General features: G+C 60.2%; 15 protein-coding genes. 10 read left to right on the top strand and 5 right to left on the bottom strand.

The annotated features are described in order from the left end of the window. Positions 1-56 precede the first annotated feature (56 nt). Complete coding sequence (gene gorA, locus BLQ09_RS17055) at positions 57-1,415, top strand: glutathione-disulfide reductase (RefSeq protein WP_092357953.1); 1,359 nt, start codon at positions 57-59, stop codon at positions 1,413-1,415. On the opposite strand, the gene BLQ09_RS17060 is transcribed toward gorA, so the two are convergent. Beyond that, positions 1,416-2,423 (bottom strand): DNA-binding protein, encoded by a 1,008-nt coding sequence (locus tag BLQ09_RS17060; RefSeq protein ID WP_092357955.1) that lies wholly within the window; start codon positions 2,421-2,423, stop codon positions 1,416-1,418. Positions 2,424-2,592: 169 nt separating this feature from the next. Here BLQ09_RS17060 and BLQ09_RS17065 point away from each other — a divergent pair, with 169 nt between their 5' ends. The 3 genes from BLQ09_RS17065 to ahpF all read left to right on the top strand — a co-directional run bounded on the left by BLQ09_RS17065 (position 2,593) and on the right by ahpF (position 5,918). Then, positions 2,593-3,525 carry a site-specific integrase gene (locus BLQ09_RS17065; protein ID WP_092357958.1) on the top strand — a complete coding sequence of 311 codons (933 nt, stop codon included), beginning with the start codon at positions 2,593-2,595 and terminating at the stop codon, positions 3,523-3,525. A gap of 133 nt (positions 3,526-3,658) precedes the next feature. After that, positions 3,659-4,222: an alkyl hydroperoxide reductase subunit C gene (ahpC, locus tag BLQ09_RS17070; RefSeq protein ID WP_003173835.1), complete on the top strand. Its 564-nt coding sequence runs from the start codon at positions 3,659-3,661 to the stop codon at positions 4,220-4,222. Between the two features lie 130 nt (positions 4,223-4,352). Next, positions 4,353-5,918: an alkyl hydroperoxide reductase subunit F gene (gene ahpF / locus BLQ09_RS17075; protein ID WP_027606586.1), complete on the top strand. Its 1,566-nt coding sequence runs from the start codon at positions 4,353-4,355 to the stop codon at positions 5,916-5,918. Between the two features lie 64 nt (positions 5,919-5,982). Here the strand turns inward: ahpF and gloA are convergent, their stop codons facing one another. Continuing rightward, positions 5,983-6,504, bottom strand: a complete 522-nt coding sequence (gene gloA, locus BLQ09_RS17080; RefSeq protein WP_027606585.1) for a lactoylglutathione lyase — start codon at positions 6,502-6,504, stop codon at positions 5,983-5,985. 199 nt (positions 6,505-6,703) lie between these two features. Here gloA and BLQ09_RS17085 point away from each other — a divergent pair, with 199 nt between their 5' ends. Continuing rightward, on the top strand, positions 6,704-7,240 hold the full coding sequence (locus tag BLQ09_RS17085; protein ID WP_092357960.1) for a DUF4946 domain-containing protein: 537 nt from the start codon (positions 6,704-6,706) through the stop codon (positions 7,238-7,240). Positions 7,241-7,351: 111 nt separating this feature from the next. On the opposite strand, the gene BLQ09_RS17090 is transcribed toward BLQ09_RS17085, so the two are convergent. From BLQ09_RS17090 to BLQ09_RS17100, 3 genes are all read right to left on the bottom strand, one after another. Further along, positions 7,352-7,717, bottom strand: coding sequence for a histone-like nucleoid-structuring protein, MvaT/MvaU family (locus BLQ09_RS17090; protein WP_027606583.1), 366 nt, complete (start codon positions 7,715-7,717; stop codon positions 7,352-7,354). Positions 7,718-7,900: 183 nt separating this feature from the next. Next, a complete protein-coding gene (locus BLQ09_RS17095; protein WP_092357962.1) occupies positions 7,901-9,457 on the bottom strand; it encodes an EAL domain-containing protein in 1,557 nt (518 codons plus the stop codon). 31 nt (positions 9,458-9,488) lie between these two features. After that, positions 9,489-10,415, bottom strand: coding sequence for a LysR family transcriptional regulator (locus BLQ09_RS17100; RefSeq protein ID WP_092357964.1), 927 nt, complete (start codon positions 10,413-10,415; stop codon positions 9,489-9,491). 77 nt (positions 10,416-10,492) lie between these two features. Here BLQ09_RS17100 and BLQ09_RS17105 point away from each other — a divergent pair, with 77 nt between their 5' ends. From BLQ09_RS17105 to BLQ09_RS17130, 5 genes are all read left to right on the top strand, one after another. Beyond that, entirely contained in the window at positions 10,493-11,416 is a 924-nt protein-coding gene (locus tag BLQ09_RS17105) for a DMT family transporter (protein ID WP_092357966.1), read from the top strand. Positions 11,417-11,662: 246 nt separating this feature from the next. Then, on the top strand, positions 11,663-12,739 hold the full coding sequence (gene hppD / locus BLQ09_RS17115; protein ID WP_027606579.1) for a 4-hydroxyphenylpyruvate dioxygenase: 1,077 nt from the start codon (positions 11,663-11,665) through the stop codon (positions 12,737-12,739). 230 nt (positions 12,740-12,969) lie between these two features. Beyond that, a complete protein-coding gene (locus BLQ09_RS17120; protein WP_027606578.1) occupies positions 12,970-13,533 on the top strand; it encodes a fimbrial protein in 564 nt (187 codons plus the stop codon). Positions 13,534-13,617: 84 nt separating this feature from the next. Further along, on the top strand, positions 13,618-14,409 hold the full coding sequence (locus tag BLQ09_RS17125; RefSeq protein WP_256568868.1) for a fimbrial biogenesis chaperone: 792 nt from the start codon (positions 13,618-13,620) through the stop codon (positions 14,407-14,409). Between the two features lie 152 nt (positions 14,410-14,561). Continuing rightward, complete coding sequence (locus BLQ09_RS17130) at positions 14,562-17,150, top strand: fimbria/pilus outer membrane usher protein (protein ID WP_256568869.1); 2,589 nt, start codon at positions 14,562-14,564, stop codon at positions 17,148-17,150. Positions 17,151-17,196: the final 46 nt, after the last annotated feature.

The raw sequence follows: 17,196 nt of genomic DNA on the forward strand, positions 1-17,196 counted from the left end.
TTCGTTTTTCAGTCCCATGTAAGTCGGTATGCTGATGTCCTGCCGAGGAGAATGAAATGGCCTACGATTTTGACCTGTATGTAATTGGCGCCGGTTCCGGCGGTGTTCGCGCGGCGCGCTTTGCTGCGGGCTTTGGGGCCAAGGTGGCCGTGGCGGAAAGTCGCTACCTGGGTGGTACCTGCGTAAACGTTGGCTGCGTGCCGAAGAAACTGTTGGTGTACGGCGCACATTTTGCCGAAGACTTCGAGCAAGCCAGTGGCTTTGGCTGGTCCCTGGGTGAAGCGAGTTTTGATTGGGCGACCCTGATCGCCAACAAGGATCGCGAGATCAATCGCCTCAATGGCATCTACCGCAACCTGCTGGTCAACAGCGGCGTGACCCTGCATGAGGGGCATGCGCGCCTGGTTGATCCGCACCAGGTGGAAATCAATGGCGAGCGCTTTACGGCCAGGCACATCCTGATCGCTACCGGGGGCTGGCCGCAGATTCCGGATATTCCGGGACGTGAGCACGCCATAGGCTCCAATGAGGCGTTCTTTCTCAAAGAGTTGCCCAGGCGTGTGCTGGTGGTAGGTGGCGGCTATATCGCGGTTGAGTTCGCCGGGATTTTCCATGGCCTGGGCGCGCAGACGTCATTGCTGTATCGCGGCGACCTGTTCCTGCGTGGCTTTGATGGTTCAGTGCGCACACACCTTAAGGAAGAGTTGACCAAGCGCGGCCTCGACCTGCAATTCAATGCGGACATCGAACGCATTGAAAAGCAAGCCGATGGCAGCCTCAAGGCGACCTTGAAAGACGGTCGCGTGCTGGAGGCCGATTGCGTGTTCTATGCCACCGGCCGGCGTCCGATGCTGGATAACCTGGGCTTGGAAAATACCGGCGTGGAACTGGATGAGCGCGGTTTCGTCCAGGTGAACGACCAGTACGAGACTACTGAAGCTTCGATCCTGGCAATTGGTGACGTGATCGGCCGTGTGCAGCTGACGCCGGTAGCCCTCGCCGAGGGCATGGCCGTAGCGCGTCGCTTGTTCAAGCCCGAGCACTACCGCCCGGTGGATTACGCAATGATCCCGACAGCGGTATTCAGCCTGCCGAATATCGGCACGGTCGGCATGACGGAGGAGGAGGCGAAGAAAAACGGGCACAGGGTGCAGATCTTCGAAAGCCGTTTCCGCCCGATGAAGCTGACCTTGACCGAGTGCCAGGAAAAAACCTTGATGAAACTGGTGGTCGACGCGGACACCGACAAGGTGTTGGGCTGCCACATGGTCGGTCCGGACGCGGGCGAGATCGTCCAGGGCCTGGCGATCGCGCTCAAGGCCGGCGCGACCAAGCAGCACTTCGATGAAACCATCGGCGTGCATCCCACGGCGGCGGAAGAGTTCGTCACCATGCGCACGCCTGTGGCTGACTGATCAGGCTGGCGGTGTTGCCTCTGGCTCCGTCGCAACGGCGGCGGCCAGGCGCAACGCTTCGATAGTGGCGTGGGCCTTCATAAGCTCCAGTTCCAGGCGCTTGTTGGTGTGCCCGTGCTCAGCCAGCGCTTGTTGGCGTGACTCACTTTCAAGCAAGGCCACCCGCAGGCGCTCCTGAAGGAGAGTGCGCTCGCTGTCGATCTGGCTCACGTGTTCGCTCAGTTTCAGTTGCTGGGCCTGACCTTTGCGGGTTTCCTCCTGCAGCGCAGCCAATTCCTTTGCCGTCACTCGGTGCTCGATCAGCAGGCGCTCGTTGTCGCGGTGCAGCTGGGTAATTTCGTCCTGGCGAACCATTGCACTTTGCTGGGCTTGGCGCAGCTCTGCCTGTACTTGCTGCAGCTGGCCTTCGTGGCGCCGTTGCTCCTGCTCGCGCTGCTCCTTGATCGCATTGCGATAGTGCTCCAGTGCCTCGCGGGCATGCAGGTGCTTTTCTTCCAGCGAGCGAATCTGCTCATCCTTGTCATTGATCCGCAGTTCGTAATCACTGCAGGCCTGGCTGAGGCCGGCGTTGCGCGTTTGCTCAGTTTGCAGGCTGGTACTGGTGGTTTGCAGGGCAGCGCTTTCTTCTGCCAGTGCAGCCGCCTGAATATCGAATTGTTGCTTGAGTTCGCCGTGAGCTTCTTCAAGTGCCTCGATCTGGGCGAGCAGGGCGGTTTTTTGCTGTTCGAACTGCGCCAGGGCCAGGTCAATCGGCTCTTGAGCCTTGTCCTTCAAGCGCTGCGCCAGGCGTGCAACCAGTTCGCCCAATTCGTCGTCAATCGGCGCTTCGGTGATGGTCAGGCGGGCTTCGCTGTCGTCCAGCTCCTTCAAATAGCGGTGAATGGTGGTTTTCGAGCCGGTATTGCCCATCTCGATGCGTACTGCGTCGATGCTGGGGTTCTCGCCACGGGCGAGGATCGCCAGGCGTGCCGTTTGAACTACTGCTTTATTAATGCCGCCGCGAGCCATGGGTCTCCGTCGATTTAGTACTGTGGTATGTATCATGTAGATACATACTGTATCACGAATAAAAACCTGTTCAAATTCATGATTTAACAGATGGGATATTGGCGTATTATCCCGTGTCATAAGCGACTGGAGCGCTTACATCTCTGCCAGCAGTACAAATAGGCCTCCCATGAGCGATCTGGACCTTTACCTCAACGCCGCCACCCGCGATAACACGCGCCGCAGCTATCGTGCGGCGATCGAACACTTCGAAGTCAGTTGGGGCGGATTTCTGCCGGCCACCAGCGATAGCGTGGCTCGTTACCTGGTGGCGCATGCCGGCGTGCTGGCAGTCAACACCTTGAAGTTGCGGCTCTCGGCATTGGCGCAATGGCATACCAGCCAGGGCTTTCCCGATCCGACGAAAGCGCCGGTGGTGCGCAAGGTGCTCAAGGGCATTCGTGCCGTGCACCCGGCGCAGGAGAAGCAGGCCGAGCCGTTGCAGCTCAGGCATCTGGAGCAGGTCGTGGCCTCCCTCGAGGCTGAAGCGCGAGAGGCCGTTGAGGCACATGACCAGCCGCGATTGCTGCGGGCCCGGCGTGACACTGCACTCATTCTGCTGGGCTTCTGGCGTGGTTTTCGCAGCGATGAGTTGTGTCGCTTGAGCATCGAACATGTACAGGCCACACCCGGTGCAGGCATCCGCCTGTACCTGCCGCGCAGCAAAAGTGACCGCGACAACCTCGGCAAGACCTATCACACGCCGGCGCTGCTGCGCCTCTGCCCGGTGCAGGCCTACAGCGAATGGCTCAGCGCCTCGGCCCTGGTGCGCGGTCCGGTATTCCGCGGTATCGATCGCTGGGGAAACCTGGGGGAGGGGGGCTTGCACCCCAACAGCGTGATACCGCTGCTGCGCCAGGCGCTTGAGCGTGCGGGCATCGCCGCCGAGCAGTACACCAGTCACTCGCTGCGCCGGGGCTTTGCCACCTGGGCCCATTCCAGCGGGTGGGACTTGAAGTCGTTGATGAATTACGTCGGCTGGAGCGACATGAAATCCGCCATGCGCTATGTTGAAGCGACGCCCTTTCTCGGCATGACATTGGCTACTCAACCGCTGCTTTGAGATTTCTTCTATTAATACCGTCACCTGATAGGGAAAACCAATCGTCAGCATCAGGTTTGCCAATGAGCCATCCGCCGGGAGAGTGGGTAGGATTCACCTCATCAACTTCTTAACCCCTGACGGAGAGTCAACGATGCCTATCATCAACAGCCAAGTAAAACCGTTCAAAGCAACTGCATACAAAAACGGCAACTTCGTAGATGTGACCGACGCTGACCTGAAAGGCAAATGGTCGGTCGTGTTCTTCTACCCAGCCGACTTCACCTTCGTTTGCCCAACCGAGCTGGAAGACCTGGCTGACAACTACGCCGAATTCCAGAAACTGGGCGTGGAAATCTACAGCGTGTCCACCGACACCCACTTTGCCCACGCTGCCTGGCACAACACTTCGCCAGCCATCGGCAAAATCCAGTACACCATGATCGGCGACCCGACCCTGACCATCTCCCGCAACTTCGACGTGCTGATCGAAGAAGCTGGCCTGGCTGACCGCGGTACCTTCGTGATCAACCCGGAAGGTCAGATCAAGATCGTTGAGTTGAACGACGGCGGTGTTGGCCGTGACGCTTCCGAGCTGCTGCGCAAGATCAAGGCCGCTCAATACGTGGCTGCCCACCCAGGCGAAGTCTGCCCAGCCAAGTGGAAAGAAGGCGAGGCCACTCTGGCGCCGTCCCTGGACCTGGTCGGCAAGATCTAAGTCTGTGAAGACGTATCAAGGGCGGAACTCCGCACTTAAGTAAGCTGCATCCGCCCTCAAAACGCCCGGGCGATAGTCGCTCGGGCGTTTTTTTGTCTGCAATAAACCGAATTAATAGGAAATCGCCCGTATGTTGGACGCCAATCTTAAAGCTCAGTTGAAGTCATACCTGGAACGGGTCACCCAGCCGATCGAGATCGTCGCCTCCCTCGACGACGGCGCGAAATCCCAGGAAATGCTCGCCCTTCTGCAGGACGTAACCAGCCTCACCACGCTGATTACCCTGAAGACCGATGGCGATGATGCGCGTAAGCCATCGTTCTCCATCAACCGCCCGGGTGCCGATATCAGCCTGCGTTTCGCCGGCATCCCCATGGGCCATGAATTCACTTCGTTGGTGCTGGCCCTGCTGCAAGTCGGTGGCCACCCGTCGAAGGCCAGTGTCGAAGTGATTGAACAGATCCGCGCCCTTAAAGGCGAGTTCAGCTTCGAGACTTACTTCTCGCTGTCCTGCCAGAACTGCCCGGACGTGGTCCAGGCGCTGAACCTGATGGCCGTGCTCAACCCGAATATCCGCCACGTCGCCATCGACGGCGCGCTGTTCCAGGCTGAAGTCGACGAGCGTCAGATCATGGCGGTGCCGAGCGTCTACTTGAATGGTGTGAACTTCGGCCAGGGCCGCATGGGCCTGGAAGAAATCCTCGCCAAGCTCGACACCAGCGGCATTGAAAAAGCCGCCGAGAAAATCAGCGCCAAGGAGGCTTTTGATGTGCTGGTCGTCGGCGGTGGCCCAGCCGGTTCCGCAGCCGCCATCTACGCCGCACGTAAAGGCATCCGCACCGGTGTTGCCGCCGAACGCTTTGGCGGCCAGGTGCTGGACACCATGTCCATCGAGAACTTTATCTCGGTGCAGGAAACCGAAGGGCCGAAACTGGCCAGCGCCCTGGAAGCCCACGTGCGTCAGTACGACGTGGACATCATGAACCTGCAGCGCGCCAGCAGCCTGGTGCCGGCGAAGAATCCCGGTGACCTGCACGAAATTCGCTTTGAAAGCGGTGCGACCCTCAAGTCCAAGACCGTGATCCTGGCCACCGGCGCCCGCTGGCGCGAAATGGGGGTGCCGGGCGAGCAGGAATACAAGGCCAAGGGCGTGTGCTTCTGCCCGCACTGCGATGGTCCGTTGTTCAAGGGCAAGCGTGTGGCGGTGATCGGCGGCGGTAATTCCGGTGTTGAAGCAGCCATCGACCTGGCCGGTATCGTCAGCCATGTGACCTTGCTGGAGTTTGACAGCAAGCTGCGCGCCGATGCGGTATTGCAGCGCAAGCTGTACAGCCTGCCTAACGTTGACGTGATCACCAGCGCGCTGACCAGTGAAGTCAAAGGTGATGGCCAGAAAGTGACAGGCCTGGCCTACAAGGACCGCGATACCGGTGAGTTCAAGACCCTCGACCTGGAAGGCATCTTTGTACAGATCGGCTTGCTGCCCAACACCGACTGGCTTAAAGGCACTGTGGAACTGACCCCCCGTGGCGAGATCATTGTCGATGCCCGTGGCGAAACTTCACTGCCAGGGGTATTCGCCGCCGGTGACGTGACGACCGTGCCGTACAAGCAGATCGTGATTGCAGTAGGCGAGGGCGCCAAGGCTTCCCTGAGTGCTTTCGATCACTTGATCCGTACCTCCGCTCCGGCGTAAGCCCAGGTCCTGAAACGAAAAACCCCATGAGTGATCATGGGGTTTTTCGTTGTGCGTTAGAAACTTACAGCGGTGCTGGCTGAATAATCTCAACCCAGTACCCATCCGGGTCCTTGATGAACGCCAGGCTTTTCATGCGGCCATCGCTCAGGCGTTTCTGGAAATCGCAGCCCAATGCTTCGAAGCGTTCGCATGCGGCGACAATATCGGGCACCGAGATGCAGATATGGCCGAAGCCCCGTGGATCGGTGTTGCCGTTGTGGTAGGCGAAGTCGGCATCGTTTTCGGTGCCGTGGTTGTGGGTCAGTTCCAGGATGCCCGGGATCGACTTCATCCATTGGGTGCGCGCGGCGGCGTCGGCCGGGATCTGGGATTTGTCCACCAGGGCCAGGAAGTACAGGCTGAATTCGGCTTCCGGGAAGTCGCGCTTTTCAACCAGGGAAAAACCCAGGACGCGGGTGTAGAAGTCCAGGGACTTGGTGATGTCCTTGACCCGCAGCATGGTGTGGTTGAACACGAAGTTCGAGGTGGCGGTATCGGGTTGGGCGGTGACGCCCGGGAAGGTGTTCAGTTCGTGCAGGCTCATGGGCCCTCCAGAAAAAAATGGGGCAAACGCGGCTTCAGGTGCGAGGAGCGTTCCCTTGGCTTGCGGCTGGCGTCCGTGCAGCCGGGCCATGATACGCAAGGCCCGCTTGCTGCGCCAAATGAAAAAGCGCGCTCAGGTCTTGCGACCGGCCGGTGGCGGGGCTCACACTTTGTCGCTTGAACCTTGGGTGTCTTTTGCAATGATCGAATGTCGTATACCGCTGTTGAGCGCTCTGTGTTTGCTGTTGGCCAGCCCCTGGGTGTGGGCGGGCGACCCGGAAATTCACTGGCCCAGCGGCTGGCAGGTCGAGGAAGTGGTGCCCGACGGCGCCGCGCCGGCCACCCCGCAGCCGGTCTCGCGGCAGCGTGCGATCAAGAACGACGAAAATGGCAACACATTGATGGTGATGGAGTTGACGGGGACGCCGATCGAGGCCGGGCATAACGTTAATCTTCAGGGCGTATTGCTGGAGATGCGCAAGTCCATCCAGAAAGATTTTGCCCAGGGCGGTTATCAAAGTGTGTGCAGCAAGATGCACTCGACAACACTGAGTCGCCTTGAGGCCGTGGAAACTACCTGTGTGATTACCGAGAATGGACGGCACGTCCTTTCGCAAACATTGGTGGGGGCTGTTGATACCGATAAAGCGTATGTTTTTTCATACGCGGGTCAAGCCGACGCTTACGAAGCCAGCAAGGATGAAGTCAGTTCGGTGCGCGCCAGCCTCAAACTTTAAGTGCGTTTCGCCCGTCGATTCTCAACAAGGTGAAATGTTATTTAAGTTCGGTTTCGAGCCCTTGAATAAAAAAGCCCCGCATGTGCGGGGCTCTTTGTTAGTGCGCTGCGATCAGCCGCGAAGCCAGGAGTCTACAGTGGCCGCGCCATACTGTTCTTTCCAGGCCTTGAGGCCACGGTGGTTACCGCCCTTGGTTTCGATCAGTTCACCAGTGTGCGGGTTGTGGTAAACCTTGACCACGCGCGCACGGCGCTGTTTGGGTGCGCTGGCGGCGGCAGCGCTGGTCTTGCCCGGGTTTGGATCAAGGATCAGGATAATGTCGCGCAGGCCTTTGCCGTAGGTTTTCATCAGTCCTTGAAGCTTTTCTTCGAATTCGATTTCTTTCTTCAGGCCGGCGTCGTTCTTCAGGGACTCCAGCTGGGCGAGCTGCTCTTGAAGGGCTTTTTCTGCTGCGCGAAATTCGGCGAGTCTGGACAAAATCTATACTCCAATAGTGTATTTGGCTGATGTCAACTACAGACAAAGCTATAAGCCAATAGCGTTAAGGCGACTCACAGAAGAAGTCGTCCTGCGAGTTCTGCACAGGCAAGAAAAATTGTAGTAGTTAATCCGCCACGAGTAAATCACGTCTTTTGTCGTATTAACATTATTTCAACGCCGCTAGTGCATGGCTATTGAATGGCTGGCCAGATTTTTAATGAATTCATCGCTGGGTAATGGCTTTCCAAACAGGTAGCCCTGGAGGAAATCCACGCCGTGAGCGGCCAGGTATTCGCACTGCTCGGCAGTCTCTACACCCTCGGCAACGATGCCCAGGTCCAGCTTGCCGGACAATTCGATGATGCTGTCCAGAATATGCCGCGATAGTGCATCGGCACCGATCATGGCGACAAAACTCTGGTCGATCTTCAAGTAGTCCACATTGAAGTTACGTAAATAACCCAGGCTGGAGTGACCGGTACCAAAGTCATCGATGGCAATCATCACGCCCAGTTGATGCAGGGCGTCGAACAGTCGACGGGTAATATCCGTGGGCTCGATCAACTCGCGCTCGGTCAGCTCCAGCACCAAGGTCACCTGGCCCGGCGCAAAGGCGGCGAGAAATTCACGGCAATCCTCCACCAGTGCAAGGTCGTGGCAATGGCGCGCGGTGATATTCACGCCGATATGGAAGCCCGGGGTGAACTGCGTCGCATGGGGCGCCAGTTGGACGGCGGTCTGGCGCAGCAGGGCGCGGGTCATCGGTACGATCAGGCCGGAATGTTCGGCCAGCGGGATAAACAGATCGGGCCGGACCAGGCCTTCCTTGGGGTGCTGCCAGCGCATCAGCACTTCGCAGCCGGCCCATTCGCGGGTGTCACCGCGCACCACCGGCTGGAAGTACGGGATGAACTCATTGGCCCCCAGCGCCCGCTGCAGCTCATGGGTGGGCGCCGAGGAGCGCTTTTGCAGCCAGTGCGCAAGCAGGCCCGCGAGCACGCCAAAGAACACCACCAGGCTGAACAGCGCCGGGTAACGTGCCTGCATATAGCGCCACACCTCACCGGCCGGCATGCCGGCGTCGACGCTGTAGCGATAGCGCTCGGACGCCAGATGATGATGGGCCACGGCAAATACCGGGACGGCGGTGTCGTGCACGTTGCCATCGGCGCCGAGCCAGTGAGGCCCGACTTGCAGCACAAGCTGGGCATAGCGGCTGATCAGGCGCAGGGCGTTGGTCAGGTGATAGCCGTCGATCGAGGCAAACGCCGCTTTGTCCCCGTCGACCAGGCGGTAGACCAGCAGCGCGGTATCCGGCGTAACCGGGTTGCCGTTCATCAGCCACAGGCGGCCATCGACGTAGTCATCCGGGTTTACCGGTGACTCGTAGTTGCTGCCGAACAGGGAGCTGCAATAGATGTTTTTCTGCCAGGACAAGGTCGTCGCCCGCACAAACGGCCGGCGCGTGACCTGTTCACGCAACGCCAGTTGCGCGCCACTGTCACACGGTTGTCCGGCCAGGGGCAGCAAGGCCTGGGCGGCGAGGGCGGTATTGTCGAGCATCAGGTCGAATTGACGTACGGCTTCCTGGGCGGTTTGCGCCGTGCTTTGTTCGAGGGTGCGTTCGGCTTGCCAATACAGGATGGCCGCACCCAGCAGGATCGGCAGCACACCCGCCAACAGGCTGATCGCATAGCGGGTAAGAAGTCTTCGCGGGCCTTTGACAGTGAGGGGCATGGGTTCAGGCCTGTTGCGCAGGGAGAGGGCTTTACCGGCAGGCCGGCGGGGAATGTTCCGATGATAGATGGCCCGCTTGGAATTTGCTCGCCCTGACAAGGCCTTGCGCAATCTCGATAAAGGCCAGGGTGGCCGGTGACGACTGCCGACGATCCAGCACCGCCAGGCCGATCTGGCGCGGCACACGGGGCGAAAGGGGTCGCTTCACATAGCGCGGATCAAGTGCCTGGGGCAGCGACGCTTCGGCGACGATGCTCAGGCCATCGCCACGGCTGACCGCTTCCAGGGTGCTCAGCAGTTGTGCGCAGCGATAACGAATCCTTGGTCGCAGTTGTCCGGCGTCGAACAGGCGGGTGACCAGTTCCGAGGAGCCGGCTTCGGTCAGGATAAAGGCATCGTCGCACAAGTCCTGCAGGGCCAGGGTGTCCCGCGCAGCCAATGGATGATCTGCCGGCAGCAGCGCCACCATCTGGTCCTCGAACACGGTAAAGGTGTCGTAGCGCTCCTGTTCCAGCACCACAAAGCCCACATCGATCCGTCGCTCATCCAGCCACTGCAGCACCTGGCGGTCGGGGCCTTCGTCCACATGCACCTCAATCCCCGGATGGGCGCTGCGAAACTGGCTGAGGATGGCGGGCAGCAGGCGAATCGACGCGGTCGGCCCGAACGAGCCGATGCGCAAGGTACCGCGCCGCATGCCCCGGGCATCGGCCGCTTCTTGTTGCAGGGTGTTGGCCAGGCCGAGCATGGCACGGGCACGTCCGAGTAATTGCCGGCCGATGTCGCTGAGTTCTACCTGCGACTGGTGGCGGCGAAACAGCTCCACACCGAGCTCCTGCTCCAGGGCCTTGATGGCATGGGACACCGCCGACTGGCTGATGCCCAGGCGGTGGGCGGCACTGGTGAAGCCCTGCAGCTCGGCGACCAGCGAGAAGATTTCCAATTGGGTCAGGGTCATGAGTGAAAGCTCATTTTACGATGATCAGATATTAACTGAAGAATACGTCAATTCTCTCCGTACCTAGAGCCATCCCCATGCATCCCGCCTCCGATTACCTGACTTATTGCAAACTCGCCGTCGTCACCATGATCTGGGGCGGCACCTTTGTCGCCGGGCGCTTCCTGGCCGACCACCTCAATCCGCTGCTGGCCGCCAGCCTGCGTTTTATCCTCGCCAGCCTGGCGTTGTTGCTGTTCATGGCCTGCGCGCGTATTCGACTGTTACGCCCGAACCTTCGGCAGTTTGCGCAACTGGCGGTGCTGGGCTTCTGCGGGATTTTTTTCTACAACCTGTGCTTCTTCTATGGGTTGCAGTACATCAATGCGTCGCGGGCTTCGCTGATCGTGGCGTTGAATCCGGCGGTGATCGGCCTGGCGAGCTGGCTCTTATTCAAGGAGCGGCTGAGTCGGATCAAGCTGCTGGGGATCCTGCTTTGCCTGGTCGGTGCCGGGACGGTCATTGTCAGCCGTAACCCGCAGGTGTTGCAGGCCACCGCCGATGCCTGGATCGGCGACCTGCTGATCCTCGGCTGTGTGGCAGGGTGGGGCGTTTATTCGCTGTGTGCCCGTGGGCTCAACCAAAGCCTGGGGCCATTGCAGACGGTCACGTGGTCGGTGCTGCTGGGCACGTTGATGTTGACCTGCACCGCGTTTGTCACCGCAAGCGTCAGCGTAGAAGCGCTCGGCCGCTTGCAACTCACCCAGTGGCTCTGCCTGGCCTATCTCGGCGTGTTGGGCTCGGCGCTGGCGTATATCGGTTACTACGACGGCATCCGGCGTATCGGCGCGACGCGCTCCGGCGTGTTTATCGCACTCAACCCGCTGACGGCGGTGATCTGCGGTGTCTTGCTGCTGGGGGAGCAACTGACGGCGCCCATCCTGGCGGGCGGGGCCGTCATCCTGCTGGGGATCTACCTGTGCAACAAACCCCTTGCACAGCCCAGGGCAATGGGGATTTGATAAGAGTACGGACAAATGCAGTTACGCTGTGTAGAATCGATTTACGCATACAAGAATATGGACTTGCGCTCACGCAAGCCTCGGCCGTCAGAGACTGATGTAACCATGAAGCTACTCGGCTCCCCCCTCATCTTTGGTGACTTCCTCGCCCGCAGTGTGCGAGGCCTTTCCTGCGCGCCGCCCTCCGACCTCATCCTTGCTCGCACATAACCAATTGCTACCCACAAGAATGATGAGGCGCCGGCCATGACCGACCACTATGAAAACCCAATGGGCCTGATGGGCTTTGAATTTATCGAATTCGCATCGCCGACCCCGGGCACCCTGGAGCCGATCTTCGAGATCATGGGCTTCACCAAAGTCGCGAATCACCGCTCCAAGAACGTCCAACTGTTCCGCCAGGGCGAGATCAACCTGATCCTCAACAACGAGCCCAACAGCATCGCCTCCTACTTCGCCGCCGAGCATGGCCCGTCGGTGTGCGGCATGGCGTTCCGCGTCAAGGACTCGCAAAAAGCCTACAACCGCGCCCTGGAACTGGGGGCCCAGCCCATCCATATCGAAACCGGCCCGATGGAGCTGAACCTGCCGGCCATCAAGGGCATCGGCGGCGCGCCGCTGTACCTGATCGACCGTTTCGGTGAGGGCAGCTCGATCTATGACATCGACTTCGTCTACCTCGACGGCGTCGAGCGCAACCCCCAAGGCGCCGGCCTCAAGGTCATCGACCACCTGACCCACAACGTCTATCGCGGGCGCATGGCCTACTGGGCCGGCTTCTACGAGAAACTGTTCAACTTCCGTGAAGCGCGCTACTTCGATATCAAGGGCGAATACACCGGCCTGACGTCCAAGGCCATGAGCGCCCCGGACGGCATGATCCGCATCCCGCTGAACGAAGAGTCGTCCAAGGGCGCCGGGCAGATCGAAGAGTTCCTGATGCAGTTCAATGGCGAGGGCATCCAGCACGTCGCGTTCCTCACCGACGACCTGGTCAAGACCTGGGACGCACTCAAGAAGATCGGCATGCGCTTCATGACCGCACCGCCGGACACCTACTACGAAATGCTCGAAGGTCGCCTGCCGAACCACGGCGAACCGGTGGATCAGCTGCAGGCGCGGGGCATCCTGCTGGACGGCTCGTCCATCGAAGGCGACAAGCGCCTGTTGCTGCAGATCTTCTCGGAAACCCTGATGGGCCCGGTGTTCTTCGAGTTCATCCAGCGCAAGGGCGATGATGGGTTTGGCGAGGGCAACTTCAAGGCGCTGTTCGAGTCCATCGAGCGGGACCAGGTACGTCGTGGTGTGTTGACCGCCGACTGATCCATGTGGGGCCTGGCAGGCTGCCCAGGTGCTTGACGAACATGCTCCGTATCCCAAGGTACGGAGCATTTTTTTTGCCTGCCAATTCAGAACGAGCTTGAAACAAACGACTTTTCCAGGCCTGGGAACCCGATTGATCGCGATATCCACACATGGGGGGCGCAAGAGCTGATGTTCTCCTGTGTCGCAACCGTGCATTCCGCGAACCCAACTTTAAGGAAAGACTGACTATGACAAAACAAACTCTGGCGGCTGCAGTGCTGGCCTTTTGCGGCTTTGCCGCCAGCTCCGCTTATGCGGCAGACGGTACCATCACGATCACGGGCTCGGTCAGTGGCACCACCTGCACCATCAGTGGCGGTACCGGGGCCTCGCCAGGTTCGGGCGCCAACTTCCCGGTAGTGCTTGACCGAGTGCAAACCTCGGCCCTCAAGGCCGCAGGCGATACGGCCGGCGCCAAGCGCTACTTTGTCTATGTCGGCGGCTCGGGCGGATGCCCGAACGGTACCAAGGTCGCCGTACGTTATGAGCCGACCAGCCCTGGCATCAACCCGGCAACCGGCAACCTGCGTAACACGGCCACGGCAACGCCGGCCTCGCGGGTTGAGGTACAAATCCTCGATGGTGCGACCTCCACGCCGATGGACTTGCGCACCGGCAACAACTCGACCGTTGCCACCGTTACCAATGGCCTGGCGACCTTGCCGTTCTACGCACGCTATATCGCCAACGGTGGCGCGGCGGGCGCGGGTAATGTCACCAGCAGTGTGCAGTACTCGGTCACCTTTCCTTGATGCAGCCACGCAGATGACCATCGCCTGAGATCCTCGCTCGACCCGGCGGTCGGGCGCAGGACAACTGTTATCAAGGATTACCCGATGCAGGATTTACTGATGATCTTAAGTCGTCGAGCGATGTGCGTGGCGCTGAGCCTGTCCTTGGGGATGGCCTCGCACATGGCGCACGCGGGCGTGGTTATCGACGGTACGCGACAGATTTACCCCGAGCAGCGACGCGAGGTCACCCTACGAGTGACCAATGATGACAAACATGCACCCCGCCTGGTCCAGGCATGGCTGGACGCCGGTGACCCAGAGGCAGCGCCGTCGCTGAGCGATGTGCCTTTCGTGCTGTCTCCGCCGGTATTTCGCCTGGACTCAGGCAAAAGCCAGTCCATGCGCCTGTCCTACACCAAGGCACCGCTGCCTGCGGATAGAGAGTCGCTGTTCTGGTTGAATGTACTTGAGGTCCCTGGTGCGACCAGTGAGTTTGATCCCACACTTGAAGACGATCAGCGGAACCACTTCAAGTTCGCGTTCCGTATCCGCACCAAAGTGTTTTTTCGTCCGGCGCAGTTATCCGGAACACCCGAGGAGGCGCCCGGGCTGTTGCGCTGGTCCCTGGCGCGGGTCGCCCAGGGCAACGAGATACAGGTGCATAACCCATCGGCGTATCACGTCACCTTCAACGACATTGCCCTGCTCATGGGCGCCGATCCAAACGCGAAAAAACTGATCCTGCCGGAAGGGATGGTGGAACCAGGAGGCACGTTGAAGGTACCGGTGCCGAAAGCCGCGAAGGCAATACCTGCCGATGCACGGGTGAGTTTCACCTACATCAACGATTTCGGCGGCTTTTCATCGGCGCAGCCTGCTGTGTTGCATCGCTGAACGCGTCTCCGGAGCGTTGATGAGGGCAAGCAAACGTACATTTCCCAGCGTCCACTGAAGTCATAACTATGCCTAGTCACATCCAGGTAAGGGTGCATCGTTGCGCCCCGATTTTGCCATTCCAGCCTCGCACGATGATGTTGGGTGGTTTGATGAGTGCGGCCGTGATGGCAAGCGATGCCGCGCTTGCGTCTGAGTTGAGCTTTGATCTGAACGCATTCTCCAGTGGCCTGGCGTCGTCGGTCGACACGTCACGGTTCAACACCGGCAACCCGATGAGCCCCGGCCTGTACCGCGTAGATATCGTGGTCAACGGCCAGGCATTGGGGCGCAGGGAGGTGGAGTTCGTCGCAGCCCAGGCAAAGGCCGGCGCGCAGCCATGCTTGAGTCGCGAAGTGTTGGAAAAGATCGGTATCGCGATGGATAAAGTCGATACCGAGGCCCATGGGCGCGAGGTCGGCAACCCTGCCGCAGCCGGCCAGTACTGCGGCGATCTGGGGCAGTGGATTCCGATGGCATCCAGCACTTTCGACCCGGGTGCGCTCGAGTTGGCCGCCAGCGTGCCGCAGGCCTATATGAAGCGTTCCATGCGTGGCTACATTGACCCCGAGTCGCTGGATGAGGGGATTGCCGCAGGGTTACTCAATTACAACTTCAGCACCAGCGCAGTCACCGCCGGTGAAGGTGACGGTCGTACTTACCTGGGCCTCAATGCGGGGATCAATCTGGGCGCCTGGCGCTTGCGGCACCAGGGCGCCCAGGCCTGGAGCAATCGCACAGGCTTCGAGACTTATCAGAACACGTCCACGTATGTGCAGCGCAGTATCATCCCCTGGCAGTCACAACTGACCCTGGGAGACACCTTCAGCAACGGACAGATCGTCGACGGGGTCCGCCTGCGGGGCGTGACCCTGGCCACCGATGACCGCATGCGCCCGCAGACGCAGCAAGGCTATGCACCGCAGGTACGGGGTGTCGCCGACAGTAATGCAACGGTCACGGTCAGCCAGAACGGCTACACCATTTATGAGACCACGGTGGCGCCTGGCCCCTTTGTCATCAGTGACCTGCATGCCACCGGTTACGGCGGTGATTTGATCGTCAGCGTGACCGAAGTCGACGGGCGTCGGAACACCTTCGTCGTGCCGTATTCAGTGGCCCCGCAGCTGCTGCGGGCCGACACGACGAAATACAGCGCCACCCTGGGTGAGGTGCAGCAAAAGGGCATCGATGCCAAAGGTGCGAACGTCTTTCAAGGCACTCTGCAACGCGGCTTGACCGATGACCTGACGGTGTATGGCGGCGGCAGTCTTTCCAAAGGCTATGAGCAGGGAAAGGTCGGTGTTGCGTTGAATACGCCCGTCGGCGCCTTTTCGCTGGACACCGCCACCTCACGTACCGCAGTGCCAGAGCATGGACGCCTGACCGGGCAAAGCCTCGGGCTTGGCTACAACAAAAGCCTGCCGGCCTCGGGGACGCATTTTGCGCTGGGCGCGTATCGATTCTCCACGGAGGGATACCTGAACCTTCCGGATGCCCTGAATGTGCGTGAGATCGCGAGCCGCTCCGGTGATGTCAACGGCTATGCCCGGCAAAAAAGCCGGCTCGACCTGACCATCAGCCAGCAACTGGGCATCGGCACCCTGAGCCTGTACGGCAGCTCTGTCGACTATTGGGGCGAGAACGAGGGCCGCCAGGTTTCATTCACCGCCAGCTACGGCTCGACCTGGAACAAGCTCAACTGGAACCTTTCGGCGCAACGTTCGAGGGTCCAGGACACGCGACAACTGACCCAAAGCGAACTCAGTGACGATGTGTTCTTCGGGCGTATCGGTCAACCCGGGCGCATTGATAACCGCTACATGCTCACGCTATCGATGCCCCTGGGGAGTGAGTCGAGGTCGCCGACGATCAATACTTCGCTGTCCCGGGATACCGGCGATACACGGGGCAGCCAGCAGCAGGTGGGCATCAACGGCTTCCTGGGCGAGAACGCCGAGGTCAACTACGGTGTTTCCGCCCACCGTGCGACCAGTGATAGCACGCGCTCCAGCCAGTTCAACACCTATGCGGGTTATCGCACCGATGCCACCCACCTGCGCGCCGGATATGGCCAGAGCCGCGATAGCTCGCAGCTTTCGTTCGGCGCCGACGGCGGAGTAGTCGTGCACGCCGACGGTGTGGCGTTCTCGCAAAGCCTGGGCGAAGCCTCGGCGCTGGTCCATGTGCCGGGAGCCGAAGGCGCCCGGCTTGGCGGTGGCGGCGGTACACGGGTCAACAGCAAGGGATACGCCGTCGTGCCCAATCTGACGGCGTTCCAGAACAATACGGTGGAGATCGATCCGGAAGGCATGTCGCTGGATGTGGAGCTTCAGGAATCGACCCGCAACGTCGTACCGACCTCGGGTGCGGTATCGCTGGTCAAGTTCGACACCGTCAACGGCCGGGCAGTGGTGGTCAAGGGCGTTCGCGAGAATGGCAGCCCGCTGCCATTTGCCGCACAGGTATTCGATGGGCAAGGGCGTGAGGTCGGTGTGGTGGGGCAGGCCAGCAAAGCCTTCGTCCGGGATATCCCCCAGGAGGGCCGCCTGACCGTCAAGTGGGGCAGCAAAATCGCCGAGCAGTGCGATATCCACTACCACATGCCGCCGGCCACCGCCGGCCAGCGACAGGTCACTACCGACTTCATGCAAGGGGTATGCGTGGCGAGCCAGGCTCGCCAGGTGGCGGGCCAGCCATGAGCGAGCGCCGATTCATGATTGATGCGATGCAAGACTTATCCGATAT

It is taken from the genome of Pseudomonas sp. NFACC25 (genome assembly GCF_900100935.1).
In the GTDB taxonomy this organism is placed as follows: Bacteria; Pseudomonadota; Gammaproteobacteria; order Pseudomonadales; family Pseudomonadaceae; genus Aquipseudomonas; species Aquipseudomonas marginalis.